A 25,223-nucleotide genomic window follows, 5' to 3' on the forward strand; every position below is an offset into this window, starting at 1 on the left:
CCTCTCGAATACGCAGGGAAAAGCTTGGGTCACGATAAGCAAGCCGCTACTATTTTTGAAATTTAGTCTTGTGATACGAAGTATTCAGCAGATGAATTTCAGCAATTTCGACCTCAACCTCTTGCGGGTGCTGGACGCTCTGCTGCGCGAACAGAACGTGTCGCGCGCCGCCGAGCGCCTGTCCTTGAGCCAGCCTGCCGTGAGCAACGCGCTGAGTCGTCTGCGTGAGCTGCTCGGCGACCCGCTGCTGGTGCGTGTGGGCCGGCGCATGCAACCGACGCCACGAGCACTGGCGCTGGAAGCCCCGATCCGCAGCGCCCTGCGCCAATTGGAACAGAGCCTGAGCGCCGGCGAGACCTTCGAGCCGGGCGAAAGCCGCCAACGCTTTTGCATCGCCGTCACCGACTACGTGGAGCTGGTGTGCATGCCGCGCCTGCTCGACCGCATCAGCTATAAAGCGCCGGGTATCGGCGTCGACATTCGCCACCTCAGCCCGAGCCTGCCGATGGAGGCGCTGGACAAGGGCGAGCTGGATCTGGTGCTGGGCCGCTTCGACGAGATGCCGGCGCGCTTCGCCCGTCGCCACTGGATGAGCGAGACACTCAAGCTAGCGGTGCGGCGCGATCATCCGCTGCTGCGCCAGGGCAATCTGGATCTGGATACCTTCCTGCGCCTGCGCCACCTCTGGGTGCATGGTGGGCAGACGCGCGGCATGGTCGATCAATGGCTGGGGGAACAGGGGCTGTCGCGGCAGATTCTCTACACCACACCGAACTACCTGCAGGCGGCGCATATCGTCGCTGGCAGCGAGCTGGCGGCAGTGCTGCCCACCGCCCTCGCCCGACATTTCGCCACGCTGCTGCCACTGCAGTTGTTCGACCTGCCCTTCACCCTCGGCCCGTTCCATCTGGAAGTGGTCAGCCTGGCGCAACGCCAACGCGATGCCGCGCTGCAATGGCTGATCGAGGAGATCGTCGCGGTGGCGGGATGATTACCCAGTCACCCGTCCTGTCTTTCCGCCTGCCTATCGGCGCGCCCGCCCAGATACCAACCTAACATTCCCCACAGCGCGGCACAGAGAGCACCGACCATGGCCACCAGCCAGGCGCCGTGGCCGAGCATGTCCAACCCGGCCTTGGCCCAGCCGCTGAGGGCATCGCCACCGCGATAGACCACGGTGTCGATGAAGTTCTTCGCCTTGTACTTGCTCTCGGCGTCGAGCGGGGCGAAGAGCATTTCCCGCCCCGGCCGCACGAAGGCGTACTCACCAATACGCCGCACGATCATCAGCCCAGCCAACATGGCGAAAGTCGGCGCCAGCGCCAGGCCGATAAAGCCCAGACACACCAGTACCGGTACTAGCGACAGCAACACACGTACGCCCAGCTTCTGCGCCACCCGCCCGGTGATGAACAACTGCGCAGCCAGGGCACCGGCCTGCACGACAAAATCGATCACACCGAACACCTTCACCTGGGCGGCGCGATCCGGGAACAGCTCAGCCACCAGGCGCGCCTGCTCGAAATAGAGAAAGGTGCTCACCGAGGTGAGCAGCAAAATGAACGCGCCGATACCCAGCAGGTAACGCGAACCGAGCATACGCGTCAGCCCGCTGAACGGATTGCCTGACACCGGCCTGCGCGGGCTCTCATTGGCTGCCCCTGCAGACCGCCCGGCGCCCTGTCGCTCGCGCCACTCCATCAGGTAACGCTTGAGCGCCATGGCCGCACCGAGCAGCACGGTGGCCATCAGCATCAACCCGGACTCACCGACCACCCCGATCAACAACGCGCTCAACAGCGGTCCGCAGAGTCCACCGACACTGGCACCTGCGGCAATGAAGGCGAACAGCCGCCGCGCCTGGGCGCCATCGAACACGTCGGCCATCAGGCTCCAGGCCACCGAGACGACGAACAGGTTGTAGACCGAGATCCACACGTAGAAAACCCGCGCCAGCCATACGCTGTCGTGGTCGATGCGAAACAGCAGGACGAAGGCCAGCAAGTTGAGGCAGAAGAAGCCGTATACCCAGTCGATGAAATGGATACGCGGGACTTTCGAGTTGAGCCAGGCGAACAGCGGCACCGCCAGCAGCATGACGACAAAGGTCGCGGTGAACAGCCACTGCAGATTGTTCACACCACCGGTGATGCCCATCGCCTCACGGATCGGCCGCAACATGAAATAGCCGGCGAACAGACAGAAGAACAAGGCAAAACCGGCCAGCACCGCAGCCAGCTCCTCACCTTCGGCATTGATCGCACGCGCCAGGCGCCGGGTGAGCGCCTGCATCTCAGGCGAATAGCTCGATGATGCGTTGGCGCTGCGCCGCGTCGGGCAGGCGGCCCTGGCCGGCGAGGATGTTGTCAGCCATATAGCGTGGGTTGGAGGTGGCCGGGATCACCGCCGTTACCGCCGGGTTGGCGAGGATGTACTTGAGCATCAGCTGTGCCCAGGAGGTGGCATCGAGCTCTACCGCAGCCCAGTCCGGCAGGCTCTTGCCCTTGACCCGATCGAACAGGGCCGAGCGTTGAAAAGGCCGGTTGATCAAAACTGCGATGCCCTTGTCGGCGCAGTAGGGCAACAGCTCGCGCTCGGCGTTGCGCTCGCCGATGGAGTAGTTGAACTGGACGAAATCCACTGGTTCCTTGCGCAGGACCTCGAGCAGGCGCTCGTGGGCGGAATCCAGGTAGTGAGTCACGCCGATGTAGCGTACCCAGCCCTGTTCTTTCAGCTCGCGCAACAGGCCAAGCTGAGTGCTGGTGTCCTGCAGGTTATGCACCTGCATCAGGTCGATGGTGTCGGTCTTGAGCGCGGCGAAACTGGCTTCGACCTGCCGCTCGCCAGCAGAACGCCCGGTGGAGGACACCTTGCTGGCCAGGAACAGCTTTTTGCGCATGTCGCCTTCTGCGGCCAGAGCGCCACACACCGCTTCGGCCCGCCCGTAGCTCGGCGCGGTATCCACCAGGCTGGCGCCACCGTTGACCAGTGCCTGCAACACCTCGCGCAAGGGCTGTAGCGCCTCGTCGCTCATCGCCACATCGTGGGTGCGTGAGGTACCCAGACCGATCACCGGCAGCAGTTCACCGCTACTGGGAATCGCCCGGCTCAGCAGTGTTTCGGCGGCGAAGACGGAGGACGGTAACCAGGGCATCAGGACAGCTAACGCTGCCAGGCTGGCGCTACCTTGCAGGACTCGGCGACGAGTAGGCATGACGTGGCTCCTCTAACAGTGACCGGTTGGTTATAGGCACTGACCGCGCTGAGACCAAGGCGTTACATCCGCGACCGATTCGCTATCGACCGAGAAAGACAGCAAGGGAATCCGCCGGAGGCCGGCAGTGACGGGCGCAGGAGGGGAAATACGGCAGGCTACGGACGCAATATCCGGTAACCAAAAACGCCGCTGCGCCAGGCGGGATAACGGCGCAGCGGTCGGGAAACAGTTATCAGGCTGCGCGCGAAGAAGAGTCGCTGATCAGCATGCCATGGGAGACGAGAAAGCAGCGATGACCGTTCTGCAGGGTCAGGGGGCTGCGACTGGCGATCACCCAGCCTTTGCTCAATAGCTGCTCGATATGCGCACGCAGTGCGGGCAGGTGGCGCTGTTCCTTCATGGCCGACTCCTCATGTAATGGGTGACACTGCACCCAGTGGCTCATCCGTGACACATATCGCAAAATGGTAGTGGCGCAATGCCAGGAAAGAAAGCGGCGCGATTATGTAATTTCTTGTAGGACATTCGCTATACCCCCCCGTCACATCAGCGCTGCGCTGACTCCGCTTGCGGCTCTTTCCGAGGGGTGGAAAACATCAGCTAATGGTCTTCCAGTTTGCCGTAGTGCAGCAGTGCCACATCGGGCAGGTGATGCTGGAGCAGATTCCATGGCACGCGCTCGCCCTGCGCTGGCAGCAGCTGCAAAGCCTGCGCGATACGGGCCATCAGCAATGGCCTGCGGGGTCGCTCGGGAAGAGGCGCAGAACCTCGAGTGAGCGCCACGACTGGCCTCAGGCGCCCGAGCAGCGCTAAGCTGTGGCGATGACCACTCCCTACCTGACCTCGCAGCAGACCAGCAGCACGGACGCCGCCAGCAGCCTGCGGCTGGGTGGTGACTGGACGCTGGCCCACTACAGCCAGCTCGAACCCCAGGTGCTGGCCCTACGCGAACGCCTGCAGGGCAAGGAGTCCGTCGACCTGAGCGACCTGGCCGCGCTGGATACCGCCGGCGCCGCGTTGCTGGTGGAACTGTTCGGCAGCGAACGCCTGCGCCAGCTCAGCAAACAAAGCGAATTCAACGAGCAACGCCGCGCACTGCTGCTGACAGTGGCCGATGCCATGGCCGACAGCCAGCAGGCTCAGACGCCGCCGGAGCCGTCGGTGCTGCGTGAGGTGCTCGGGCACATCGGCGAAGTGGTCGAAAGCATGTGGCACCAGGGCCGCGCGTTGCTCGGGTTCATGGGCCTGACCCTGACCAGCATGCTGGCGATACTGGTGCGGCCGACCCGCTGGCGCCTGACCTCGCTGACCGCGCACTTGGAGCAGTGCGGGCTCAATGCCGTGCCCATCGTCGCCCTGCTGACCTTTCTGGTGGGCGCCGTGGTGGCCTTTCTCGGCGCGACCATCCTCGCCGACTTCGGCGCCAGCATCTACACGGTGAATCTGGTGGCCTTCTCCTTCCTGCGCGAATTCGGCGTGCTGCTCACTGCGATTCTCATGGCCGGCCGCACCGCCAGCGCCTTCACCGCACAGATCGGCTCGATGAAGGCCAACGAGGAAATCGACGCCATCCGCACCCTCGGTCTGAGCCCCATCGAACTGCTGGTGCTGCCGCGCGTTTTCGCCATGCTCATCGCCCTGCCGATATTGACCTTCATCGCCATGCTCAGCGGCATGCTCGGCGGCGCACTGGTCTGCGCGCTGTCACTGGATATTCCGCTGGCCATGTACCTGTCGATCCTGCAGGAAAGCGACCTGCTGCGGCACTTTCTGGTCGGCCTGCTAAAGGCGCCGATCTTCGCCTTCCTGATCGCCCTGATTGGCTGCCTGGAAGGTTTCAAGGTCAGCGGCAGCGCACAGTCGGTGGGTGAGCACACCACCTCGGCGGTGGTGCAATCGATCTTCGTGGTCATCCTGCTCGACGCCCTGGCGGCGTTGTTCCTGATGGAGATGGGCTGGTGAGCCAGGAAACCGTCATCGAGGTACGCGACCTGAGCAATCGCTTCGGTAGCCAGGTGGTGCACGAGCACCTGGATTTCGATCTCTATCGCGGCGAGATCCTCGGCGTGGTCGGTGGCTCCGGTACCGGCAAATCCGTGCTGCTGCGCAGCATCGTCGGCCTGCGCCAACCCAATGCCGGCACCGTGCGCGTGTTCGGCGAAGAACTGCTGAGCCTGCCGCCCGAGCGGCGCTCGCAACTGGAACGGCGCTTCGGCGTGCTCTACCAGCGCGGCGCGCTGTTCTCCTCGCTGACCGTCAGCGAGAACATCGCCCTGCCGCTGATCGAACACGCCGGCCTGTCGCGCGCTGCAGCCGAGCGCCTGGCCAGGGTCAAGATCGCCCTCGCCGGCCTACCGCAGGACGCCGGCAGCAAGTACCCCAGCTCGCTGTCCGGTGGCATGGTCAAACGCGCCGCCCTGGCCCGCGCGCTCGCGCTCGACCCGGACATCCTGTTTCTCGACGAACCCACCGCCGGCCTCGACCCGATTGGCGCGGCGGCCTTCGACCAATTGATCCGCACCCTCAGCGACAGCCTCGGTCTGAGTGTATTTCTGGTGACTCACGATCTGGACACGCTCTACAGCATCTGCGACCGGGTCGCGGTGCTGGCGCAGAAGAAGGTGCTGGTAGCCGACCGCCTGGACGTGGTGGCTGCCACAGACAACGCCTGGATTCAGGACTATTTTCACGGCCCGCGTGGACGCGCGGCTGCACAGGCCGCCGCAGCGGTAGGGAGTCAATGAATGGAACCCAGAGCCCATCATGTGCTGATCGGCCTGTTTACCGTGCTCACGGTGGGCGCCGCGCTGCTGTTCGGCCTGTGGCTGAACAAGGCCGGCGCTGATCGCGCCGTTACCGACTACGAGGTGATCTTCAACGAGGCGGTCACCGGCCTGTCGCAAGGCAGCGCCGTGCAGTACAACGGGATCAAGGTCGGCGACGTGATCAGCCTGGGGCTCGATCCGAACGATCCGCGTACCGTGCGGGCGCGGATTCGCATCGTCGGCCATACGCCGATCAAGCAGGACACCCGTGCCCGCCTGGCGATCACCGGCATCACCGGCCTGGCGGTGATCCAACTGCATGGTGGCAGCCCGGAAAGCCCACCACTGGAGAGCACCGATGGCGAACCCGGCATCATCATCGCCGACCGTTCGCCCCTTTCGCGGCTGATGGCCAACGGCGAAGACCTGGTGGTCAACATCACCCGCCTGCTCAATCGCGCCAACCGCATGCTGTCACGCGAGAACGCCGAGCGCGTGTCGCGCACGCTGGAAAATCTGGAGCAGGCCACCGCCGGCATCGCCGAGCAGCGTGATGAACTGGGCGAAACCCTGCGTCAGACCAGTGCCGCCACCCGCGAAGCGGCCGAACTGATGCGCACGGCCAATCGCCTGCTCGATGGCCAGGGCAGCCAGGTGCTGGAGAACGCCGAGCGCCTGATGGCCTCGCTGGAACGCAGCAGCCGCAATATCGAGGAGCTGCTGCAAAACAACCGCAGCGCGCTGGACAACGGCATGCAGAGTCTCGGTGAGCTGGGCCCGGCAGTTAGCGAACTGCGTGACACCCTCGGCGCCCTGCGCAGCTTCTCCCGTCGCCTGGAGCAGGACCCCACCGGCTACCTGCTGCGCAACGACAGCATCAAGGAGTTCCAACCATGAAGCGCCTGTCCCTGCTGCTGGCCGCCGGCCTGCTCAGCGCCTGCTCGATCCTGCCACAGAGCGAGCCCCTGGATATCTATCTGCTGCCAGGCGCCACCCTGCCGGCACAAACCCAGCGCGTCGACTGGTCGCTGCGAGTGAACAGCCCGGTCAGCAACCAGTTGCTCGACGGCACACGCATCGTCGTGCTGCCCGAGCCCGGCCGGGTCAACACCTACCAGGGCGTGCGCTGGAGCGAGCGCACGCCGCAGTTGCTGCGCGGCCGTCTGCTCGACGCGTTTCAGGATGATGGCCGCGTTCAGGCATTGAGCAACGAAGAGCAACGTCTGCAGGCCGACCTGGAGCTGGTCAGCGACCTGCGCAGCTTCCATAGCCAGTATCGCGATGGCGTTGCCGAGGCACTGATCCAGCTCGACGTGCGTCTGGTCGACGGGCGCGATCAGCGCATCCTCGCCAGCCGCCGCTTCAGAGTTAGTCAGCCGGCGAGTGATACGTCGATTGCTGCAGTAGTGAAAGCCTTCGGCCAGGCTGGCGATCGATTGTCCCGCGAGCTGGTGGACTGGACGCTGGCCGAAGGGCAACGCAGTCGCCGGCCATAAGCGCATGGCAGCGCACACGTGATCATCGGTGCGCACAGCACACCCTACGCGATGGATGCCGCTACCCTAGGGTGCGCCGTGCGCACCAATCCACCCCCTACACAGCCAACCAATCACGCACCTCGGCGTAGGGGTAATCCTCCAGCGCGGCGAAGCCGGCCAACTGACGTGCCTTGAGCTTGGTCAATAGCGGCGTAGTGACGCCACAGAGAAAACGCGTCAGACATTCGTGGCTCGGCCTGCAGCCGGCGTGCTGCTGGTGCTTCTCGATGAAGGCGGCGCATAGCGCCTCGGCATCACGCCCACTCAAGGGCGGTAGTTCCGGCGGCTGCGGCAAGGTCGCGACCTGGCCCCGGCACACCGAACAATGTCCGCAATGCTCGGGCGCCTGTTCGTCACCAAAGTACAACGCCAGGCGCCGGCTCAGGCATTCGCGGCTCTCGAACAAACCGAGCATGGCCTGGATACGCGCGATCTCGCTGGCCTCGTGGGCGCGGAAGTGCGCGTGCAGATCGTTGGCCAGGGCTGACACATCGAAGTCGCCATCGAGCACGGCGTAGACCTCGGTCATCTGCTTGCTTTCCAGCTCCAGCCAGCCCCTTTCCTGAAAGTAATCCAGCGCCTTGACCACCCGCGCACGTTCGGCGCGGTGGTCGCGATACAGCACGTCGAAATCCAGGGTGCTCCAGGTTCGCGCACGCCGTGAGCTGGCAAGAATCGCCTCGACGAACTGGCGGCGCTCGCCCTCGAACTTGGCCAGCAACACGTCATCTTCCAGCAGTAGCTTGAAGCGGTACTCGGCGAAGTAGGCGTAACGCGGGGCGATGATGCCGCGCAGTTCCAGCTGCACCAGCAGGGTCTTGAGTGGCAACGCGCGGATATTGCTCAGCTCCGACAGCTGCCCAAGCATCAGCTCCCACTGCCCGCCCGTGCCGACCGCGCGCAAATCATCGAGCACGACGCGTATACCGCCGAGCTCGGGCGTATCGCCAAAAACGAAATTCTCCAACACACTGAGGCCATCGCGGCTGGCCAGCACCAGGCAGTCCGAGGCCTGGCCGTCACGCCCGGCGCGGCCGATTTCCTGGCTGTAGTTCTCCACCGACTTGGGCAGGTCGAAGTGCATCACGTTGCGGATATCACGCTTGTCGATGCCCATGCCGAAGGCGATGGTGGCGACGATGCACTCCAGCTCGCCAGCCATGAAACGGCGCTGGATCGACTCACGTACGTCATGAGCCATACCCGCGTGGTAAGCGCTGACCGCCAGACCCTCGCGCGCCAGATGCTCGGCGACCTGCTCGGCAGTCTTCTGCTGGGTGACATAGACGATGCTCGCCTGCCCGCGTCGCGGCACCAGCCATTGCTGCAGACGCTGCTGCTTGGCACCTCCGGGCACGGGCTCGACCAGCAGATTGAGGTTGGGCCGGTAGAAACCGGTGGTGACCACGTCCGCCTCGGCAATGGCGAACTTCTCGCGCATATCGGCGATCACCTTGGGCGTCGCCGTGGCGGTCAGCAGCAGCACCTGCTTGATGCCGAACTGGCGCTGATAGTCGGGCAGCTTGAGGTAGTCCGGGCGGAAGTTGTGGCCCCACTCGGAGATGCAGTGCGCCTCGTCGACCACCAGCAGGGAGATCGGCACCTGAGCGATGAAATTGCGAAAACGCTCGTTCTTCAGGCGCTCCACCGAGATCATCAGGATCTTCAGCTCGCCGCTGCGCGCGCGATTCATCACCTCGGCGGCCTGCTCGCGACTCTGCGCCGAATCGATACTGGCCGCGGCGATGCCATGGGCATGCAGGAACGCCAACTGATCCTGCATAAGCGCCAGCAGCGGCGAAATCACCAGGGTCAGGTGTGGCAGATGCAAGGCCGGCAACTGATAGCACAGCGACTTGCCCGAACCGGTAGGAAAGATCGCCGCCGCCGAACGACCGGCGAGCACGGCGCTGATCACCGTTTCCTGGCCGGGACGCAGTTGATCGAAACCGAAGACACGTTTGAGGGTAGACATGCGCTGTCACTCCATTGACCGCTGAATGGTCCCTGACCATAACGCGGTTAGGTAGGGTGCGCCATGCGCACAGACAGAATCCCGTTGAGAACCGGTGCGCACGGCGCACCCTACCTCGGGCACTGTGTACAGCCCGGATAAAATCCGGGAAGGGTCACCAGCCATCCCGGATTGCATCCGGGCTCCGCGAGCACCACGCCATAAACGACAAAGCCGCCCGAAGGCGGCTTTGTCAGAGAACACGGCTCAGCTTACAGCTGCGGACCGGCGTTCTTGATGGCGTCGCTGACATCGAACTTGGTGAAGTTGTCGATGAACAGCTTGGCCAGGCCTTTGGCGGCTTCGTCGTAGGCGTTCTTGTCAGCCCAGGTATTGCGCGGGTTGAGCAGGTTGGTCTCGACGCCCGGTACCGACTTCGGCACATCCAGGTTGATGATCGGCAGGTGCTCAGTCTCGGCACCGATCAGCGCGCCACTCTGGATCGCGGCGATCACGCCGCGAGTGGTGGGGATGTTGAAGCGTTTGCCGACACCGTAGCCACCGCCAGTCCAACCGGTATTGACCAGGTAGACCTTGGAGCCAAAGGCATTGATGCGCTTGATCAGCAACTCGGCGTAGACGCCAGCCGGACGCGGGAAGAACGGTGCGCCGAAGCAGGTGGAGAAGGTCGACTTGATGCCGCCGCCCGAACCCATTTCGGTGGAACCGACCAGCGCGGTGTAGCCGGACAGGAAGTGGTAGGCCGCCTGCTCGTTGTTGAGGATCGATACCGGCGGCAGCACGCCAGTCAGGTCGCAGGTCAGGAAGATCACGGCATTCGGCTCGCCGCCCAGGTTCTTCTCGCTGCGCTTCTCGACGTACTCCAGCGGGTAGGCCGCGCGGCTGTTCTGGGTCAGGCTGTCGTCGGCGTAATCCGGGGTACGGCTGTCGTCGAGCACGACGTTTTCCAGCACGGTGCCAAACTGGATGGCTTTCCAGATCACCGGCTCGTTCTTCTCGGACAGGTCGATGCACTTGGCGTAGCAACCGCCTTCGACGTTGAACACCACGCCTTCGCCCCAACCATGCTCGTCGTCACCGATCAGGTAACGCGACTCGTCGGCCGACAGGGTGGTCTTGCCGGTGCCTGACAGGCCGAAGAACAGGGTCACGTCGCCTTCTTCGCCAATGTTGGCGGCGCAGTGCATCGGCAGCACGTCTTTTTCCGGCAGCAGGAAGTTCTGCACGGAGAACATGGCTTTCTTCATTTCACCGGCGTAACGCATGCCGGCGATCAGGACTTTCTTGGCAGCGAAGTTGATGATCACGCAGCCATCGGAGTTGGTGCCGTCACGCTCAGGCACGCACTCGAAGTTGGCGACGTTGAGGATCTGCCACTCGGCCTTGCCAGCCTGGTTATAAGTAGTCGGGTTGATGAACAGCTGACGGCCGAACAGGTTCTGCCAGGCGGTCGCGGTGGTCATCTTCACCGGCAGGTAGTGCTCTTCGGCGGAACCGACGTGAACGTGGGAGACGAAGTGCTCCTGAGCGGCGTTGAACGCGGCGACGCGATCCCACAGGGCATCGAACTTGTCGGCCGGGAACGGACGGTTGATGGCGCCCCAGGCAATCTGCGCCTCGGTGCTCGGCTCCTGAACGATGAAACGATCAGCCGGCGAGCGGCCAGTGCGATGACCAGTACGTACGACCAGCGCGCCGTTGGCGGCCAGTTCCCCTTCACCACGGCGAATGGCTTCTTCGACCAGTTGCGCGGCGCTGATGTCGGTGTACACGGCGTTGTTGGCTTGCGTCATGAGGGTCCCCGTCGGCCGCTGGCCGAGTCTTCCGAACGTTGTGTAGTACAGGGGCAACTGCACTACACGGTAAAAAAGTCGCGGGAGTATGCCAGAAAAGCGAACTGCTTGGCAGCCTCCGATCTGATAGAGAACGGCTATCGTTTAGAAAAGTTCATCAATGCCGCGTCTGCGACGGCGCCTCGCTACCGGCACCGGCGAACAGCTGGGCGATGTCGGCGGCGTCGAAGGCATAGCGCTCGTTGCAGAACTGGCAATCGATCACCACGCTGCCACCCTGCTCGGCCAGCAGCAGTTCGGCGTCGGCCTGGCCGAGGCTGGCCAGGGCACTGGCCGAACGCTCGCGCGAGCAGCTGCAGCGGAACTGCAGCGGCTGCTCATCGAACAGGCGCACATTCTCTTCGTGGTAGAGGCGATGCAGCAGGGTCGGGTTGTCCAGGCCCAACAGTTCTTCGGCAGTCAGGGTGTCGGCCAGCGTCAGCACGTGGTTCCAGCTCTCGGCGCGTTCTTCCGCTTCGGTCTGATGGTGCGGCGGCAGTTGCTGCAGCAGCAGGCCGCGCGCGCGCTGGCCGTCGGCCTTGAGCCAGAAACGGGTCGGCAGCTGTTCGGAGCTGGCGAAGTAGTTGGACAGGCACTCGGCCAGGTCGACCCCTTCAAGGTCGACGATACCCTGGTAGCGCTGGCCTCGGGTCGGGTCGATGGTGATGGCCAACACGCCATTGGGCATCAGGCTTTGCAGGTCAGCATCGGCGCCGATCTGCTCGGCTTCATAGCGGGCGATACCGCGCAGCTCGCGAGCGCTCGAGCATTCCACCATCAGCAGCGACAGCGGGCCTTCCGAACGCGCCTGCAGCACCAGCAGGCCATCGAACTTGAGGGTACCGACCAGCAGGGCAGCGGCGGCCATCATCTCGCCGAGCAGTTGCGCCACTGGCTGCGGGTAGGCGTGCTTGGCCAGCACATGAGCGTAACTTTCGCGCAACGCGACCATTTCGCCTCGCACGTCGGTGTCGTCGAAGAGAAAGCGTTGACTGAAGTCGTTCATGGCGGCTGGCCCAGGGTCTATAAAAGGCTGGCGATTTTATGCACAAACGCCAGCACAACCAAGGCCCGAACGTCATGTGAGCGTGTTCACACAGCAGGAATCAGCCGCTGAACCTTGGCTGAACGACTGTGCTGCCGCCCTTGTTTAGGCGCCAGCACTGCCTATCATCCGCGCGCCTGAGGTCAGGCCTGTCATAAATCTGCAAAGGGATTTCCCATGTCGAGCACGTTCATCAATCGTCACTGGCAACCACGCGCGATGCTGGTCTGCCATGTCGTGGCCGTCGTGCTGCTCGTCAGTTGGCTGTGGCAGCCCACGCGCGAGCTTTGGAATGTCTTCGATGTGTGGCTGTTCAAACTGCTCAACGACCCGGTCCATGCCGGCGGCCTGTGGGCCCATATCTGGGCCATCGGCAGCATGCGCCCGGTCGATGCCGGCGTCGGCGTGGTGATGCTGGCGGTCATGCTCAAGGCCGATCTGGTATTCACCGGGCCGCAGGTGCGCCGAGCGCTGTTCGCCTTTCTGGTCGCCCTGATCGTGATGCTGCTGATGCGCGTACTGTTCGCCGACCTGGTCGAATACATGGGCTGGCAGCACGCCAGCCCTTCTCTGGTAGTAGAAGGCAGCGCGCGCCTGACCGAGATGTTCCCGGCCTGGGAAGAACGCTGGGACCTGAAGGACAGCGCCAGCCGCAGTTTCCCCGGTGACCACGCCTCGGTGCTGCTGATCTGGGCTTATTTCATGAGCTTCTTTGCCCGCGGCTGGCGTCTGCTGCTGGTCTGGGCCATTACCGTGATCGGCATCCTGCCGCGCCTGGTGGCCGGTGCTCACTGGGGGGCAGATGCCTTCGTCGGCGGCGTATTCCTCAGCCTGCTGGCCCTGGCCTGGAGCTGCTACACCCCGCTGGGTTATCACGCCAGCGAATGGCTGGAGAAGGTCGCCCTGCCGATCACCTCGCGCCTGGCCAAACTGCCGCTGCTGGGCCGCATGAGCATCGTCAGTGGGCGTTGAACGACTAGACCGTAGGGTGCGCCGTGCGCACCGTGAAGATCGCAGTGCTCGTTTGGTGCGCACAGCGCACCCTACGAAAAACAGTCCAACCGACAGTTGATCCGTAGCGTCACACGGGGTGATCCCATGACACTCTAATCCTCATCCGCCCAGGGGTGGCGAAGGCCACCTTCCTGCTGCTCGTTGAACTGATGGATCTGCCGGCGTTGCTTCTTGCTCGGCCGCCCATCGGTCTGCATGCCCACGGCACCAGCTTTGCGCATGGCCGCTGCCTGCTCGCGGCGGGCGATACTTTCTTCCGTCTCGCGATACAGCAGTTGCGCCTCGGGCGCGCCACGGCGGACGCTGGATAATGCCAGCACGACCACGGTGCGCTCATCGAAGCCGGTGCGCAGCACGTACTCATCACCGATCTTCGGCTCCTTGCCCGGCTTGCAGCGCTCGCCACGATGGTGGACCTTGCCCCCCTCTATAGCCGCCTTGCACAGGGCGCGCGTCTTGAAGAAGCGTGCCGCCCACAGCCATTTGTCCAGGCGGATCTTGTCGTCGTCTTTTTCGCTCATCTCACTCTCTGAAAGGGTTCTGCTATTCGCACGCGCGGCAGATGCAGTTGTCACACGACACAACTAGAATGCGCGGAATCATAGGCGTTGTCGGCCGCAGGGGACACTCTCACCTTGAAGACTTTCGACCAGCTCAGCGTGATCGGCCTGCGTGAGTGGATCAATCTGCCTGAGCTCGGCATCATCGGCCTGCGCGCCAAGATCGACACCGGCGCCAGCACCTCGAGCCTGCATGCCAGCGATATCCAGCCGTTCCAACGTGACGGCGAGGACTGGGTACGCTTCACTGCCTACCTCGGCACTCAGGTGCAGCGCCGCCACCGTTGCGAGGCGCCGCTGGTCTCGGTCAAACGTATCAAGAGTTCCAATGGCCAGGCGCAGAGCCGCTATGTGATCCGCACCCACCTGGCCCTCGGTGATCTGCTGTGGCCGGTGGAATTCACCCTGGCCTGTCGCAAGACCATGCGTTATCGCGTACTACTTGGCTCCAAGGCGCTGATCACCGGCCAACTGGTGGTCAATCCGGCACTCAGCTATGTGCAGGACAAACCCTCACTTTCCTCTGCCCTTCCAGGTGCCCAATGAAGATCGCCGTGCTGTCGCGCAACCCGCGCCTGTATTCCACCCGCCGTCTGGTGGAGGCCGGCCAGCAACGGGGCCATGAAATGGTGGTGATCGACACCCTGCGCGCCTACATGAACATCGCCAGCCACAAACCGCAGATCCACTATCGCGGCCAGGCCATGGACGGCTTCGACGCAGTGATCCCGCGTATCGGCGCCTCGGTGACCTTCTATGGCTGCGCGGTGCTGCGCCAGTTCGAGATGATGGACGTCTACCCGCTCAACGAGTCGGTGGCCATCAGCCGTTCGCGCGACAAGCTGCGCGCCCTGCAACTGCTGTCGCGCAAGGGCATCGGCCTGCCGGTGACCGGCTTCGCCCACTCCCCCGACGACATTCCCGACCTGATCCAGATGGTGGGTGGCGCGCCGCTGGTAATCAAGGTGCTGGAAGGTACCCAGGGCATGGGCGTGGTGCTGGCCGAAACGCACAAGGCGGCCGAGTCGGTGATCGAGGCCTTCCTCGGCCTCAAGCAGGACATCATGGTCCAGGAATACATCCAGGAAGCCGGCGGCGCCGACATTCGCTGCTTCGTGGTCGGTGACAAGGTGATTGCCGCGATGAAGCGCCAGGCCAAGGCTGGCGAATTCCGCTCCAACCTGCACCGCGGCGGCAGCGCCAGCCTGATCAAGATCACCCCGGAGGAGCGCATGACGGCAGTGCGCGCGGCCAAGGTCATGGGCCTCAACGTCGCCGGTGTCGACATCCTGCGCTCCAACCATGGCCCGCTGGTGATGGAGGTGAACTCCTCCCCTGGCCTGGAAGGTATCGAGACCACCACCGGCAAGGATGTCGCCGGGATGATCATCCAGTACCTGGAAAAGAACGCAGAGCCCGGCCAGACCCGCACCCGAGGGCGCGGATGAGCCAAGTGTTCGACGGCCGCCTGGCGCTGATCGCCCCCGCGGCGGCGATTGCCGAAGACGTACTGGAAGCGACCCTGGCGCAGCTCGACGTGCTCGGCGTGCGCTATCACCTGGGCCAGCACGTGCGCGCCCGCCATCGTTACCTGGCGGGCACGCCGGAGCAACGCCTGGACGACCTGCACCAGGCCTTCACCCTGGCGGATATCAGCGCCGTCTGGTGCCTGCGTGGCGGCTACGGCTGCGCACAACTGGTGGCGGATATCGACTGGGCGCTGCTGCGCCAGGCCAGCCCGCGCCCGTTGATCGGTTTCTCCGATCTGTCGATTCTGCTCGAAGCCTTTGCCCAACGGGGGCTGCCAGCCATTCATGGTCCCGTGGCTACGGCGCTCGGCCATCAGGCGCTGTCGGCGCCCGGCGGCCAGCGTGAGCGCCTGGCTTCGATACAGGCGCTGTGGAGCCTGCTCAAAGGCCAGCACCGGCAGTTGCCGCTGCGCCATATCAGTGGTCCACAACATGTCGTCGAGGGCACCTTGCAGGGCGGCAATCTCACGGCCCTGGCCAGCGTCTGCGGCACGACGGCCGAGCTGCGTCTGGCCGAAGATTCGATCCTGATCCTGGAAGACGTCGGCGAGCCCTACTACCGCCTCGAGCGCAGTCTCTGGCAGTTGCTGCACAGTTTCGCCGGGCAAAGACCACGCGCGGTGTGCCTGGGCAGTTTCACCGACTGCCCGCGACGCGGCGTGCAGCACAGCCTGGAGCAGATCATCGGCGAGTACCTGGAGCCGCTGGGCGTGCCACTGTACGGCGACCTGCCGAGCGGGCATGGCGACAGCAACTTCCCCTGGCCCTGCGGCAAGAAGGCACGACTGAACGCTAGCAGCCTGAGCTGGTAGGCCACCTCAGCGCTGACGCGCCTGCATCCAGGCGAGAAACTCGGCCTCGGCCATCGGTCGACCGAACAGATAGCCCTGCCCCAATGTGCAGTCCTGCTCGCGCAGCAGCGCCAGTTGGCTATCGTGCTCGATCCCTTCGGCCACGCACTCCAGGCCCAGGTTGCGCGCAATCATCAGGATGGTCTGCACCAGCATGCGCCCGCTCGCCTCGCCATCCAGATCGGCGACGAAACTGCGGTCGATCTTCAGCCGATCCAGCGGCAGACGCTTGAGGTAGGTCAGCGACGAGTAGCCCGTGCCGAAGTCGTCGATGGCGAAGCGTACTCCCTGCGCCTTGAGCTGCTGCATGTTGCCGATGCAGCGCTCGACATCTTCGAGTAACACGCCCTCGGTGATTTCTAGCTCCAGCGACTGCGCCGGCACGCCGTGAGCGCGCAGGCACTGCTCGACACGCTCGACGCAGCCCGCCTGACGCAGCTCACGCGGGCTGAGATTGACCGCCAGCACCAGTTGCGGCCACTGCGTCTGCCAGCGCGCCAGCGCCGCACAGGCCTGCTCCAGCACCCACTGGCCAATGTCCTGGATCAGCCCGGTTTCCTCGGCCAGCGGGATGAACTGATCCGGACCGATCTCACCGCGCTCGGGGTGCATCCAGCGCAGCAGCACCTCGGCGCCCGCCACGCTGTTATCAGCCAGCATCAGTTGCGGCTGGAACACCAGCTGTAGTTGCTGACGCGCGATGGCCTGACGCAGTTCGCTCTGCAACTGCAGACGTTGGTCGATGGCAACCTGCATCTCCGGGGCGAAGAAATGCAGGGCGTTGCGCCCGGCATGCTTGGCCCGGTACATGGCGGTATCGGCCTGCTTGAGAATGTCCGAGGCCTGCTGCAGGCCCAGAGGATGCAGAGCGATGCCGATACTGGCGCTGATCGCCAGCTCATGACCGTCGATCAGACAACTGCCCTGCAGGCCACGCAGCAATTTCTCTCCCACTGCCGCAGCCTGCTCGGCAACCACTTGCGGCTCATGCCCCAGGGCTTCGAGCAGCACCACGAACTCATCACCACCGAGGCGCGCCAGGGTGTCTTCAGTACGCAATTCGGCGGCCAGGCGCGTGGTCACCTCGACCAGCAGGGCATCGCCAACCAGATGACCCAGGCTGTCGTTGACCGTCTTGAAGTGATCCAGATCGATAAACAGCAACGCGCCCAGGCTACCCTCGCGACTCTCCCGGTCCATGGCGTGCTGCAGGCGATCGAGCAGCAAGCGGCGATTGGGTAGGCCGGTGAGTTCGTCGCTGTAGGCCAGGCGCTCGATCTCGCGCTGATAGCGCTGGCGCTCGGAGATGTCGGTGACGCTGGCGCGAATCAGCAGGTTCTCCCCCGGCATGCGTACCAGGCGCACCTCGCAGGGCAACTGGCGACCGGCGCTGTCGCGGTGGTTCCATTCGAACACCGGCGCTTCGCCGGCGATGGCGCGGCGCAGGAAGGCCTTGCCAGCGCGGGAAGACAACCGACCATCGGCCTGACGCACCGGGCTGATGCTCTGAATCGACTTGCCGAGCAGCTCATCGCGGCGATAGCGGAACAGGCTCAAGGCGTTCTCGTTGCATTCGACGATACCGCCCTCAGGATTGAACAGCAGGATCGCCTCGGGCGCATGCTCGACCAGCGTTCGATAGCGCGCCTCGGCTTCGCGCCGTGCACTGATGTCCTCGACCAACAGCAGGAACAGCGTCTGCCGGCCGCTACCACGTACGGCGCGCAGGCTGACACGTGTGAAGACCACCAAACCATCTGCACGCAGGAAGCGCTTGTCCATCTCGAAGCCATCGCTGCCGCCCAGCAGTACCTGCTCCACATGGGCCTGTTCGACTGGCAGATCATCCGGGTGCGACAGCTGCCGCCAACTGCTGGCGAGCAATTCGTCGCGACTGCGACCGAGGATGCTGCACAGCTTCTGGTTGACCTCTTCCCAGGCAAAACTCTGAGTGGTCAGCGCCATGCCGATCAGCGGCGCCTCGAAGAACAGGCGCAGACGTTCGTCTCGCTCACGCAGCTGCGACTCGGTGCGCTTACGCTCGCTGATGTCCTGCACCACGCCATAGATGCGCACCAGGCTGCCGTCTTCATCGCGCTCGGCCATGCCGCGCAGACGCACCAGGCGTCCGCCCAGACGCGCCGCCAGGCGTACCTCGATGTCCAGGTCGTCCATGCCGCTGAGCGCGGCCTGCAGCGTCTGCATGATCAGTGCCTGGCTCGGCGTATCGTAGTAATCCAGCACTTGCTGCAGGTCAGGCGGCCCTTGCTGGATATCACGGTCGACGATGCGGTAGCAGCCATCGCTCCAGGACATGCCGTAGTCGCTGATCTCCAGCACCCAGCCACCCAGGCTGGCGATGTCTTCGGTCTGGCTGAACAGATGGCTCTGACGCAGTAATTGCGAGCGCTGCAGCTCGACCTTGGCCGCCAGTTCGACGCGCTCGGTGACATCGTGCTGCAGCCCGACGAAATGGCTGATGCCCTGATCGTCACGCATTGGCGCCAACACCACCTCGTTCCAGAACGGCCTACCGTCCTTGCGATAGTTACGCACCACCGCATGGCCGCTGCGCCCCTCTCGCAGGGCACGGCGCAACGGTTGCAACTCCAATTGGGCACGGTCCTGGCCGAGCAGGAAACGGCAGTTGCGTCCCAACGCCTCCTCCGCGCTGTAGCCGGTTATCTGGCTGAATGCGGAATTGCAGTACACCAATGGCATGTCTTCCTGGCGCACATCGGCGATGGTCACGCCCAACGGGCTGGCCTCCATCGCCAGGTTGGCGCGGGCCAGTTGCTGCTGCATCTGCGCGCTGCGCGCCAGCGCCTGACGCAGGTCGCCAAGCACACGGCCCACCAGCAAGGTAGCGCCCATCAGCAGCACCACAGCGAAGTGCAGCTGGTTACGCTGCAGATCGAGCTCGCCGAAACTCAAGCTGTCGCGCAGCAGCGGTAGCGGCAGAGTCGCGGCGTACACCAGCAGCACGCCATACAGAGCACCGGCAAAGGCGTGTCGTAGCGCCAGGACCAGCATGCTCAGACCAAGCAGCGGCAGGGCGAACTGAGCCGGCAGACTGGCGCTGAGCAGCATCAGCACCAGAAACACGCCAGTGGCCAACAACCAGCCACCTGGCGAACGGCTGATGCTCAGCGTTGGCGCGGCATTTTCCACCGGCGCGTGGGTCCAGCCGCGGGCGCGCAGCAGCGGGGTACAGAACGCCAGCAGGGGCGCCGTCAGTGCGAGCATATTGATGGTGTCGCCCAACCAGACCGACAAACTGGCCTGCGCCCACTGCTCGCTGGTCTGAAAACCAGTCAGCCACAGGTTGCTCTGCAAGCCGAGCGCCACCAGCGTGCTAGGCATCAACACAGCGAAGGCAAGGAATCGGAGCAGATCACTCAAGCGCCCCAGGGCGGGATCGAAAGGCTGACGTCGCAACAGCCACCAGCCCAGAGCGACGGCGGCGGTTTCCGGCAGGGCATAGAGCGGCGCCAACTGCCAGGGCAGGCCCCATAACGGCACGCAAAACAGGGCATTGAGGTACAACGCAGGCAGCACCCGCGGGCCCCACCACAGGCACATGGCAAGCCCGAGCACCATGGGCAGGTAACACAACGCCACCCCGTCATTCAGGCGGGTCGCCAGGGAAATCCAGGTTGCCAGATGGAAAATCGGCAGCGGCAGCCACCAGGTCCAGCTGGGCAAGCGGTCGGGGAAGGCGGCGGGCATGCAGGCCTCGAGTTGATGCGCTGGCACAGCATAGCCCAGCGCCAGAGCGCTTGGCAGCATATTGCCAGCACACAGACCGCCGCCAGGACGGTCGGTCGTCAGCTACACCGCGTCGCGCGGTAGCAGCAGGCCGAGCGGCAGGCGTACTCGCGCCTCCAGGCCGCCGCCGGAGCGGTTGCGCAGCTCGACGCTACCACCATGCAGCGCCGCGATGCGTTTGACGATGGCCAGACCCAGACCGGTGCCGCGCCCACCACGCGCCCGATCACCGCGAATGAAGGGGTTGAAGATGCTGTCCAGCTCGGCCGGATCGATACCGTTGCCACGGTCCAGCACGCTCAGCACCACATAAGGCGCGTTATGGTCGCCGGCCAGGCTGGCGACCACCTCGACGGCATCACCACCGCCGTGATTGAGGGCGTTCTCCACCAGATTGGTCAGCAGCCGCTTGGTCGAAACGCGGCGCAGCGGGAACGGCGGGATCGGCTCGAGGCACAAACGCACGCGCTCGCCGTTCTGGTTGTAGGGTGCCAGGGTTTCGCGCACCAGTTCGGAGAAGTCCAGCTCCTCCACCGGCTCGTCGCGCCCGTCGCGAATAAAGGCGAGGAACTGATCGAGAATGGCGTCCATGTCCTCGATATCGCGCACCATGTCGTCGGTGAGCTCGGTGTCGTTATCCATGAACTCCAGGGCCAGCCGCAGGCGAGTCAGCGGCGTGCGCAGGTCATGGGAGACACCGGCCAGCATCAGTTCGCGTTCGCGCCCGGCCTGTTCGACGTCCTCGGCCATCTGGTTGAAAGCGCGGTACACCTCGGTCATCTCGCTTGGCGTATCGCCCACCGGCAGGCGCACGCTGCGCCCCTGACCAAGCTGGCGAGCGGCATAGACCAGGCGCTTGAGCGGCGCATTGAGCTGGCGCACGAAGATCCAGGCCGCAGCCGTGGACAGCAGGCCGATACCAAGGAACCAGCCAAGTACGCTCCAGATACGTTGGCCACGCAGCGGATGCGGATACATCGGCACCCGTACCCAGCCGTCGCCGAGGCTCGGCGCGTGCACCCACAGCGCCGGCGGCGTGGTGGCACGCACATGGGTTTCGGTATCGGGGCCCAGCTCGGTTTGCATCTGCCGCTGGAAGATCTCGCTGTAGGGCCAGTGCTGCTCGCTGGCTGGCACCTTGTCCCGCGGGATGCGTTTGAGCCCGGCGGCCTGGGCGATGTGGTCGCGATCATCGGGGTTGGCTGCCCAGTAGGCGCGCAAGGTCAGCGCCGCACCGTGGCTGTACTGGCGGTCGACCAGTACATCCTCGTTCATCATCAGGTACACCAGGGTCAGTGCCTTGGAGAACAGCACGACCACCAGCACCAGCCACAGGGTGCGGGCGAAGAAGCTTTGCGGGAACCAGTAAGGGGCTTTCATCAACACATAACCGGAGGAGCGAGCGCTGCTCGCGAAAATGTGGCTTCGATTCGCGAGCGGCGCTCGCTCCTACAGGTCACTTGTTGCCGTCGGGAACGAACACGTAACCCACACCCCAGACAGTCTGGATATAGCGCGGCTTGGACGGGTCCGGCTCGATCAGGCGACGCAGGCGGCTGATCTGCACGTCGATGGAGCGCTCCAGCGCATCCCATTCGCGACCACGGGCCAGGTTCATCAGCTTGTCGCGGGTCAGCGGCTCGCGCGCATGCTGCACCAGCGCTTTGAGCACGGCGAACTCGCCGGTGGTGAGCATATGTACTTCCTCACCCTTCTTCAGCTCGCGGGTGGCCAGGGACAATTCGTACTCGCCGAAGCTGACGCTCTCATCCTCGCTACCCGGCGCACCCGGCACCACCGGCGCCTGACGACGCAGCACCGCCTTGATCCGCGCCAGCAGCTCACGCGGGTTGAAGGGTTTGGCCAGGTAGTCGTCAGCACCCAGTTCCAGACCCTGGATACGACTGGACTCATCGCCTTTGGCGGTGAGCATGATGATCGGCATCTGGTTGCCCGCTTCGCGCAAGCGGCGGCAAGCAGAAAGGCCGTCTTCGCCCGGCAACATCAGGTCCAGCACCACCAGATTGAACAGTTCGCGCGCCAGCAGACGATCCATCTGCTCGACGTTCTCCACTGCGCGAACCCGGTAGCCCTGCTCATCGAAGAAGCGCTCGAGCAAGCGGCGCAGACGGGCGTCGTCATCGACGATGAGGATCTTCTCGCCTTCGGCGACAGGGGCAGCGGACTGGGTCATGGCGTCTCCTTGGACAGCCGTACTGAGGACGGCAAGTGGCGGCATTATCGCTCAGGCGCATGGGTGGGCGCTTTAGCCATTGTTAGCAGATTTTTCCCCAACGGTTCGCAGCTCTCGCGAATGCGGTGTTTATAATGCGCCGCTTTCGTGTCTGGCCAGCGTCTTTGCGGCCGCCCTGTCGCTTCAGTGGGTAGTTTTCATATGGATAGCATCAACAACCGTATCGCCGATGAACTGGGCGTGCGCCCGCAACAGGTTGCCGCTGCCGTGGCCCTACTCGACGAAGGCTCCACCGTGCCCTTCATCGCCCGTTATCGTAAAGAAGTGACCGGCAGCCTCGACGATACCCAGCTGCGCCACCTGGAAGAGCGCCTGCGCTACCTGCGCGAGCTGGACGAGCGCCGTACGGCGATCCTTGCCAGCATCGAGGAGCAGGGCAAGCTGACCCACGAACTCAAGCGCGAGATCAACCTGGCCGACACCAAGACGCGCCTCGAAGACCTCTACCTGCCGTACAAGCAAAAGCGCCGCACCAAGGGCCAGATCGCCCTGGAAGCCGGTCTCGGCGAGCTGGCCGATGCACTGTTCAACGACCCGAATCTCGTGCCCGAGCATGAAGCCGAGCGCTTCATCGACGCCGAAAAGGGCTTCGCCGACGTCAAGGCCGTGCTCGAAGGTGCCAAGTACATCCTCATGGAGCGCTTTGCCGAAGACGCCGCGCTACTGGACAAGCTGCGCAGCTTCCTCAAGGACAACGCCACCCTCAGCGCTCGCCTGGTGCCGGGCAAGGAAAACGAAGGCGCCAAGTTCAGCGACTACTTCGAACACGACGAAGCGCTCAAGGGCGTACCGTCGCACCGCGCGCTGGCGATTTTCCGCGGGCGCAACGAAGGCATTCTCAGTTCCAGCCTGAAGGTCGGCGAAGAGCTACCCGGCACCCTGCATCCATGCGAGCTGATGATCGGCGAGCGCTTCGGTATCAGCGCGCAAGGCCGCCCGGCGGATAAATGGCTGGGTGAAGTGGTGCGCTGGACCTGGAAGGTCAAGCTCTATAGCCACCTGGAAACCGACCTGCTCGGCGAGCTGCGCGAGAAGGCCGAGGACGAGGCGATTGCCGTATTCGCCCGTAACCTGCACGATCTGCTGCTGGCCGCCCCCGCCGGCCCTCGCGCCACCCTGGCGCTCGACCCGGGCCTGCGCACCGGCTGCAAGGTGGCGGTGGTCGACGCCACCGGCAAGGTGCTCGAAACCGCCACTGTCTACCCGCACGCCCCACGCAACGACTGGGACGGCACCCTGGCCATCCTCGCCAAGCTCTGCGCCAAGCATGGCGTCGACCTGATCTCGATCGGCAACGGCACCGCCAGCCGCGAGACCGACAAGCTGGCCGCCGAGCTGATCAAGAAGGTGCCGGGCCTGAAGCTGACCAAGGTGATGGTCTCCGAGGCCGGCGCCTCGGTGTATTCGGCCTCGGAACTGGCCGCCCGCGAATTCCCCGATCTCGACGTGTCGCTGCGTGGCGCAGTAAGCATCGCCCGCCGCCTGCAGGACCCGCTGGCCGAGCTGGTGAAGATCGACCCGAAATCCATCGGCGTCGGCCAATACCAGCACGACGTGTCGCAGCTCAAGCTGGCGCGTAGCCTGGACGCCGTGGTCGAGGACTGCGTGAACGCCGTCGGCGTCGATGTGAACACAGCCTCCGCTGCCCTGCTGGCGCGCATTTCCGGCCTCAACACGACCCTGGCGCAGAACATCGTGCAGTACCGCGATGCCAACGGCGCCTTCGCCAGCCGCGCAGCACTCAAGCAGGTACCGCGCCTGGGCGAGAAGACCTTCGAACAGGCTGCCGGCTTCCTCCGTGTAATGAACGGCGACAACCCGCTGGACGCCTCTGCCGTGCACCCGGAAACCTATCCGTTGGTCGAGCGCATCGCCGCTGGTACCGAGCGCGATATCCGCTCGCTGATCGGCGATTCGGGCTTCCTCAAGCGCCTCGATCCGGCCAAGTTCACCGATGAGCGCTTCGGCCTGGTCACCGTCGGCGACATCCTCAAGGAACTGGACAAGCCTGGCCGCGACCCGCGCCCGGAGTTCAAGACCGCCGAGTTCCAGGAAGGTGTGGAAACCCTCAAGGACCTCGAACTGGGCATGGTGCTCGAAGGCGTGGTGACCAACGTCACCAACTTCGGCGCCTTCGTCGACATCGGCGTGCACCAGGACGGCCTGGTGCACATCAGCGCGCTGTCGGAGAAGTTCATCAAGGACCCACACGAAGCGGTCAAGGCCGGCGACGTGGTCAAGGTCAAGGTGATGGAAGTGGATATCCCGCGTAACCGCATCGCCCTGTCCATGCGCATGGGCGATACCCCGGGCGAGAAAGTCGAAGGCGCACGTGGTGGCCAGTCGCGCGGTGGCAACCGTGGCGGCAATACCCCACGCAGCGAGCGTCATTCCAGCCAGGACAAACCGGCACCCGCCACCGGCGGCATGGCCGCCCTGTTCGCCAACGCCAAGCAGTTGAAGAAATGAGTACGACCGACAACGTGGGCGCCAGCAGCGCCTTTTCCCGCCTGCTCGGCCTGGAAATTCTCCAGGTCGGCGGCGGCGAGGCGCGCGTGCGCCTGACCCTCACCGACGACTTGCGCAACCTGCACGGCAAACTGCACGGCGGCGCACTGTTCTCGCTGATCGATACCGCCATGGGCCAGGCCAGCCATAGCCTGGGCGATGGCGGCCCGAGCAGCGTGACCCTGGAGTGCAAGATCAACTACATCCGCCCGGTGTCCGAGGGCAGCGTGCTGTGCCACGCCAAGGTGCTGCACGCTGGGCGCCGTACCCAGGTGGTGGAAGCTGAAGTGCTGCAGGGCGACAAGCTGGTCGCCAAGGCACAAGGCACCTTCGCCTGCGTATAATCGGCGCCGCTCGAGCTGGTCTA

22 protein-coding genes are annotated in these 25,223 nt (G+C 64.3%); 11 read left to right on the top strand and 11 right to left on the bottom strand.

From position 1 onward, the window contains the following. Window positions 1-91 precede the first annotated feature (91 nt). On the top strand, window positions 92-991 hold the full coding sequence (locus RTH74_RS06650; RefSeq protein WP_316914152.1) for a LysR family transcriptional regulator: 900 nt from the start codon (window positions 92-94) through the stop codon (window positions 989-991). A gap of 8 nt (window positions 992-999) precedes the next feature. Here the strand turns inward: RTH74_RS06650 and RTH74_RS06655 are convergent, their stop codons facing one another. The 4 genes from RTH74_RS06655 to RTH74_RS06670 form a co-directional block, all read right to left on the bottom strand. Further along, the gene (locus RTH74_RS06655; RefSeq protein WP_316914153.1) at window positions 1,000-2,292 is read right to left on the bottom strand and encodes an MFS transporter; all 1,293 of its coding nucleotides are present in this window, start codon (window positions 2,290-2,292) and stop codon (window positions 1,000-1,002) included. Window position 2,293: 1 nt separating this feature from the next. Continuing rightward, complete coding sequence (locus tag RTH74_RS06660; protein WP_316914154.1) at window positions 2,294-3,214, bottom strand: aldo/keto reductase; 921 nt, start codon at window positions 3,212-3,214, stop codon at window positions 2,294-2,296. Window positions 3,215-3,449: 235 nt separating this feature from the next. Further along, window positions 3,450-3,617 carry a hypothetical protein gene (locus tag RTH74_RS06665; protein WP_177429652.1) on the bottom strand — a complete coding sequence of 56 codons (168 nt, stop codon included), beginning with the start codon at window positions 3,615-3,617 and terminating at the stop codon, window positions 3,450-3,452. Between the two features lie 200 nt (window positions 3,618-3,817). After that, window positions 3,818-3,943 (bottom strand): hypothetical protein, encoded by a 126-nt coding sequence (locus RTH74_RS06670; RefSeq protein WP_256672402.1) that lies wholly within the window; start codon window positions 3,941-3,943, stop codon window positions 3,818-3,820. 96 nt (window positions 3,944-4,039) lie between these two features. Here RTH74_RS06670 and RTH74_RS06675 point away from each other — a divergent pair, with 96 nt between their 5' ends. Genes RTH74_RS06675 through RTH74_RS06690 form a run of 4 tightly spaced genes read left to right on the top strand, consistent with a single transcriptional unit; the run spans window position 4,040 to window position 7,478 of the window. Beyond that, on the top strand, window positions 4,040-5,179 hold the full coding sequence (locus RTH74_RS06675; protein ID WP_099522918.1) for an ABC transporter permease: 1,140 nt from the start codon (window positions 4,040-4,042) through the stop codon (window positions 5,177-5,179). Beyond that, the gene (locus RTH74_RS06680; protein ID WP_125834939.1) at window positions 5,176-5,961 is read left to right on the top strand and encodes an ABC transporter ATP-binding protein; all 786 of its coding nucleotides are present in this window, start codon (window positions 5,176-5,178) and stop codon (window positions 5,959-5,961) included. Before RTH74_RS06675 ends, RTH74_RS06680 begins: the two co-directional genes overlap by 4 nt. Next, window positions 5,962-6,879, top strand: a complete 918-nt coding sequence (locus tag RTH74_RS06685; RefSeq protein ID WP_316914155.1) for an MlaD family protein — start codon at window positions 5,962-5,964, stop codon at window positions 6,877-6,879. Further along, entirely contained in the window at window positions 6,876-7,478 is a 603-nt protein-coding gene (locus RTH74_RS06690) for an ABC-type transport auxiliary lipoprotein family protein (RefSeq protein WP_316914156.1), read from the top strand. The genes RTH74_RS06685 and RTH74_RS06690 overlap by 4 nt, the downstream gene beginning before the upstream one ends. A 97-nt stretch (window positions 7,479-7,575) precedes the next feature. Here RTH74_RS06690 and RTH74_RS06695 read toward each other — a convergent pair whose 3' ends face one another. The 3 genes from RTH74_RS06695 to hslO all read right to left on the bottom strand — a co-directional run bounded on the left by RTH74_RS06695 (window position 7,576) and on the right by hslO (window position 12,333). After that, window positions 7,576-9,495 (bottom strand): ATP-dependent DNA helicase RecQ, encoded by a 1,920-nt coding sequence (locus RTH74_RS06695; RefSeq protein ID WP_316914157.1) that lies wholly within the window; start codon window positions 9,493-9,495, stop codon window positions 7,576-7,578. A 251-nt stretch (window positions 9,496-9,746) separates the two neighbouring features. Beyond that, window positions 9,747-11,288: a phosphoenolpyruvate carboxykinase gene (locus RTH74_RS06700; RefSeq protein WP_125834935.1), complete on the bottom strand. Its 1,542-nt coding sequence runs from the start codon at window positions 11,286-11,288 to the stop codon at window positions 9,747-9,749. Window positions 11,289-11,445: 157 nt separating this feature from the next. After that, entirely contained in the window at window positions 11,446-12,333 is an 888-nt protein-coding gene (gene hslO, locus RTH74_RS06705) for an Hsp33 family molecular chaperone HslO (RefSeq protein WP_106733617.1), read from the bottom strand. A gap of 216 nt (window positions 12,334-12,549) precedes the next feature. Here hslO and RTH74_RS06710 point away from each other — a divergent pair, with 216 nt between their 5' ends. Further along, entirely contained in the window at window positions 12,550-13,344 is a 795-nt protein-coding gene (locus RTH74_RS06710) for a phosphatase PAP2 family protein (protein WP_316914158.1), read from the top strand. A gap of 134 nt (window positions 13,345-13,478) precedes the next feature. Here the strand turns inward: RTH74_RS06710 and RTH74_RS06715 are convergent, their stop codons facing one another. Continuing rightward, on the bottom strand, window positions 13,479-13,907 hold the full coding sequence (locus tag RTH74_RS06715; RefSeq protein ID WP_017678397.1) for an RNA-binding S4 domain-containing protein: 429 nt from the start codon (window positions 13,905-13,907) through the stop codon (window positions 13,479-13,481). A gap of 147 nt (window positions 13,908-14,054) precedes the next feature. Between RTH74_RS06715 and RTH74_RS06720 the strand changes: the two genes are divergently transcribed. Genes RTH74_RS06720 through RTH74_RS06730 form a run of 3 tightly spaced genes read left to right on the top strand, consistent with a single transcriptional unit; the run spans window position 14,055 to window position 16,287 of the window. Beyond that, window positions 14,055-14,492: an ATP-dependent zinc protease gene (locus RTH74_RS06720; RefSeq protein ID WP_166432384.1), complete on the top strand. Its 438-nt coding sequence runs from the start codon at window positions 14,055-14,057 to the stop codon at window positions 14,490-14,492. After that, entirely contained in the window at window positions 14,489-15,394 is a 906-nt protein-coding gene (gene rimK, locus RTH74_RS06725) for a 30S ribosomal protein S6--L-glutamate ligase (protein ID WP_099522924.1), read from the top strand. The genes RTH74_RS06720 and rimK overlap by 4 nt, the downstream gene beginning before the upstream one ends. Continuing rightward, window positions 15,391-16,287 carry an LD-carboxypeptidase gene (locus tag RTH74_RS06730; protein WP_316914159.1) on the top strand — a complete coding sequence of 299 codons (897 nt, stop codon included), beginning with the start codon at window positions 15,391-15,393 and terminating at the stop codon, window positions 16,285-16,287. The genes rimK and RTH74_RS06730 overlap by 4 nt, the downstream gene beginning before the upstream one ends. 6 nt (window positions 16,288-16,293) lie before the next feature. Here the strand turns inward: RTH74_RS06730 and RTH74_RS06735 are convergent, their stop codons facing one another. From RTH74_RS06735 to ompR, 3 genes are all read right to left on the bottom strand, one after another. Further along, a complete protein-coding gene (locus RTH74_RS06735; RefSeq protein ID WP_316914160.1) occupies window positions 16,294-20,055 on the bottom strand; it encodes an EAL domain-containing protein in 3,762 nt (1,253 codons plus the stop codon). A gap of 102 nt (window positions 20,056-20,157) precedes the next feature. Continuing rightward, complete coding sequence (locus RTH74_RS06740; protein WP_106733613.1) at window positions 20,158-21,474, bottom strand: ATP-binding protein; 1,317 nt, start codon at window positions 21,472-21,474, stop codon at window positions 20,158-20,160. A 76-nt stretch (window positions 21,475-21,550) separates the two neighbouring features. Then, entirely contained in the window at window positions 21,551-22,288 is a 738-nt protein-coding gene (gene ompR, locus RTH74_RS06745) for a two-component system response regulator OmpR (protein WP_106733612.1), read from the bottom strand. 201 nt (window positions 22,289-22,489) lie between these two features. Here ompR and RTH74_RS06750 point away from each other — a divergent pair, with 201 nt between their 5' ends. Further along, window positions 22,490-24,817: a Tex family protein gene (locus tag RTH74_RS06750; RefSeq protein ID WP_316914161.1), complete on the top strand. Its 2,328-nt coding sequence runs from the start codon at window positions 22,490-22,492 to the stop codon at window positions 24,815-24,817. Continuing rightward, window positions 24,814-25,200, top strand: a complete 387-nt coding sequence (locus RTH74_RS06755; RefSeq protein WP_106733610.1) for a PaaI family thioesterase — start codon at window positions 24,814-24,816, stop codon at window positions 25,198-25,200. Before RTH74_RS06750 ends, RTH74_RS06755 begins: the two co-directional genes overlap by 4 nt. Window positions 25,201-25,223 lie beyond the last annotated feature (23 nt).

It is taken from the genome of Pseudomonas sp. zfem001 (assembly GCF_032621725.1).
Classification (GTDB): Bacteria; Pseudomonadota; Gammaproteobacteria; order Pseudomonadales; family Pseudomonadaceae; genus Aquipseudomonas; species Aquipseudomonas sediminis.

Coding starts and splice junctions, on each gene's coding strand:
- RTH74_RS06650 (WP_316914152.1), top strand. CDS start 92: ATGAATTTCAGCAATTTCGACCTCAACCTCTTGCGGGTGCTGGACGCT.
- RTH74_RS06655 (WP_316914153.1), bottom strand. CDS start 2,292: ATGCAGGCGCTCACCCGGCGCCTGGCGCGTGCGATCAATGCCGAAGGT.
- RTH74_RS06660 (WP_316914154.1), bottom strand. CDS start 3,214: ATGCCTACTCGTCGCCGAGTCCTGCAAGGTAGCGCCAGCCTGGCAGCG.
- RTH74_RS06665 (WP_177429652.1), bottom strand. CDS start 3,617: ATGAAGGAACAGCGCCACCTGCCCGCACTGCGTGCGCATATCGAGCAG.
- RTH74_RS06670 (WP_256672402.1), bottom strand. CDS start 3,943: ATGGCCCGTATCGCGCAGGCTTTGCAGCTGCTGCCAGCGCAGGGCGAG.
- RTH74_RS06675 (WP_099522918.1), top strand. CDS start 4,040: ATGACCACTCCCTACCTGACCTCGCAGCAGACCAGCAGCACGGACGCC.
- RTH74_RS06685 (WP_316914155.1), top strand. CDS start 5,962: ATGGAACCCAGAGCCCATCATGTGCTGATCGGCCTGTTTACCGTGCTC.
- RTH74_RS06690 (WP_316914156.1), top strand. CDS start 6,876: ATGAAGCGCCTGTCCCTGCTGCTGGCCGCCGGCCTGCTCAGCGCCTGC.
- RTH74_RS06695 (WP_316914157.1), bottom strand. CDS start 9,495: ATGTCTACCCTCAAACGTGTCTTCGGTTTCGATCAACTGCGTCCCGGC.
- RTH74_RS06700 (WP_125834935.1), bottom strand. CDS start 11,288: ATGACGCAAGCCAACAACGCCGTGTACACCGACATCAGCGCCGCGCAA.
- hslO (WP_106733617.1), bottom strand. CDS start 12,333: ATGAACGACTTCAGTCAACGCTTTCTCTTCGACGACACCGACGTGCGA.
- RTH74_RS06710 (WP_316914158.1), top strand. CDS start 12,550: ATGTCGAGCACGTTCATCAATCGTCACTGGCAACCACGCGCGATGCTG.
- RTH74_RS06715 (WP_017678397.1), bottom strand. CDS start 13,907: ATGAGCGAAAAAGACGACGACAAGATCCGCCTGGACAAATGGCTGTGG.
- rimK (WP_099522924.1), top strand. CDS start 14,489: ATGAAGATCGCCGTGCTGTCGCGCAACCCGCGCCTGTATTCCACCCGC.
- RTH74_RS06730 (WP_316914159.1), top strand. CDS start 15,391: ATGAGCCAAGTGTTCGACGGCCGCCTGGCGCTGATCGCCCCCGCGGCG.
- RTH74_RS06735 (WP_316914160.1), bottom strand. CDS start 20,055: ATGCCCGCCGCCTTCCCCGACCGCTTGCCCAGCTGGACCTGGTGGCTG.
- RTH74_RS06740 (WP_106733613.1), bottom strand. CDS start 21,474: ATGAAAGCCCCTTACTGGTTCCCGCAAAGCTTCTTCGCCCGCACCCTG.
- ompR (WP_106733612.1), bottom strand. CDS start 22,288: ATGACCCAGTCCGCTGCCCCTGTCGCCGAAGGCGAGAAGATCCTCATC.
- RTH74_RS06750 (WP_316914161.1), top strand. CDS start 22,490: ATGGATAGCATCAACAACCGTATCGCCGATGAACTGGGCGTGCGCCCG.
- RTH74_RS06755 (WP_106733610.1), top strand. CDS start 24,814: ATGAGTACGACCGACAACGTGGGCGCCAGCAGCGCCTTTTCCCGCCTG.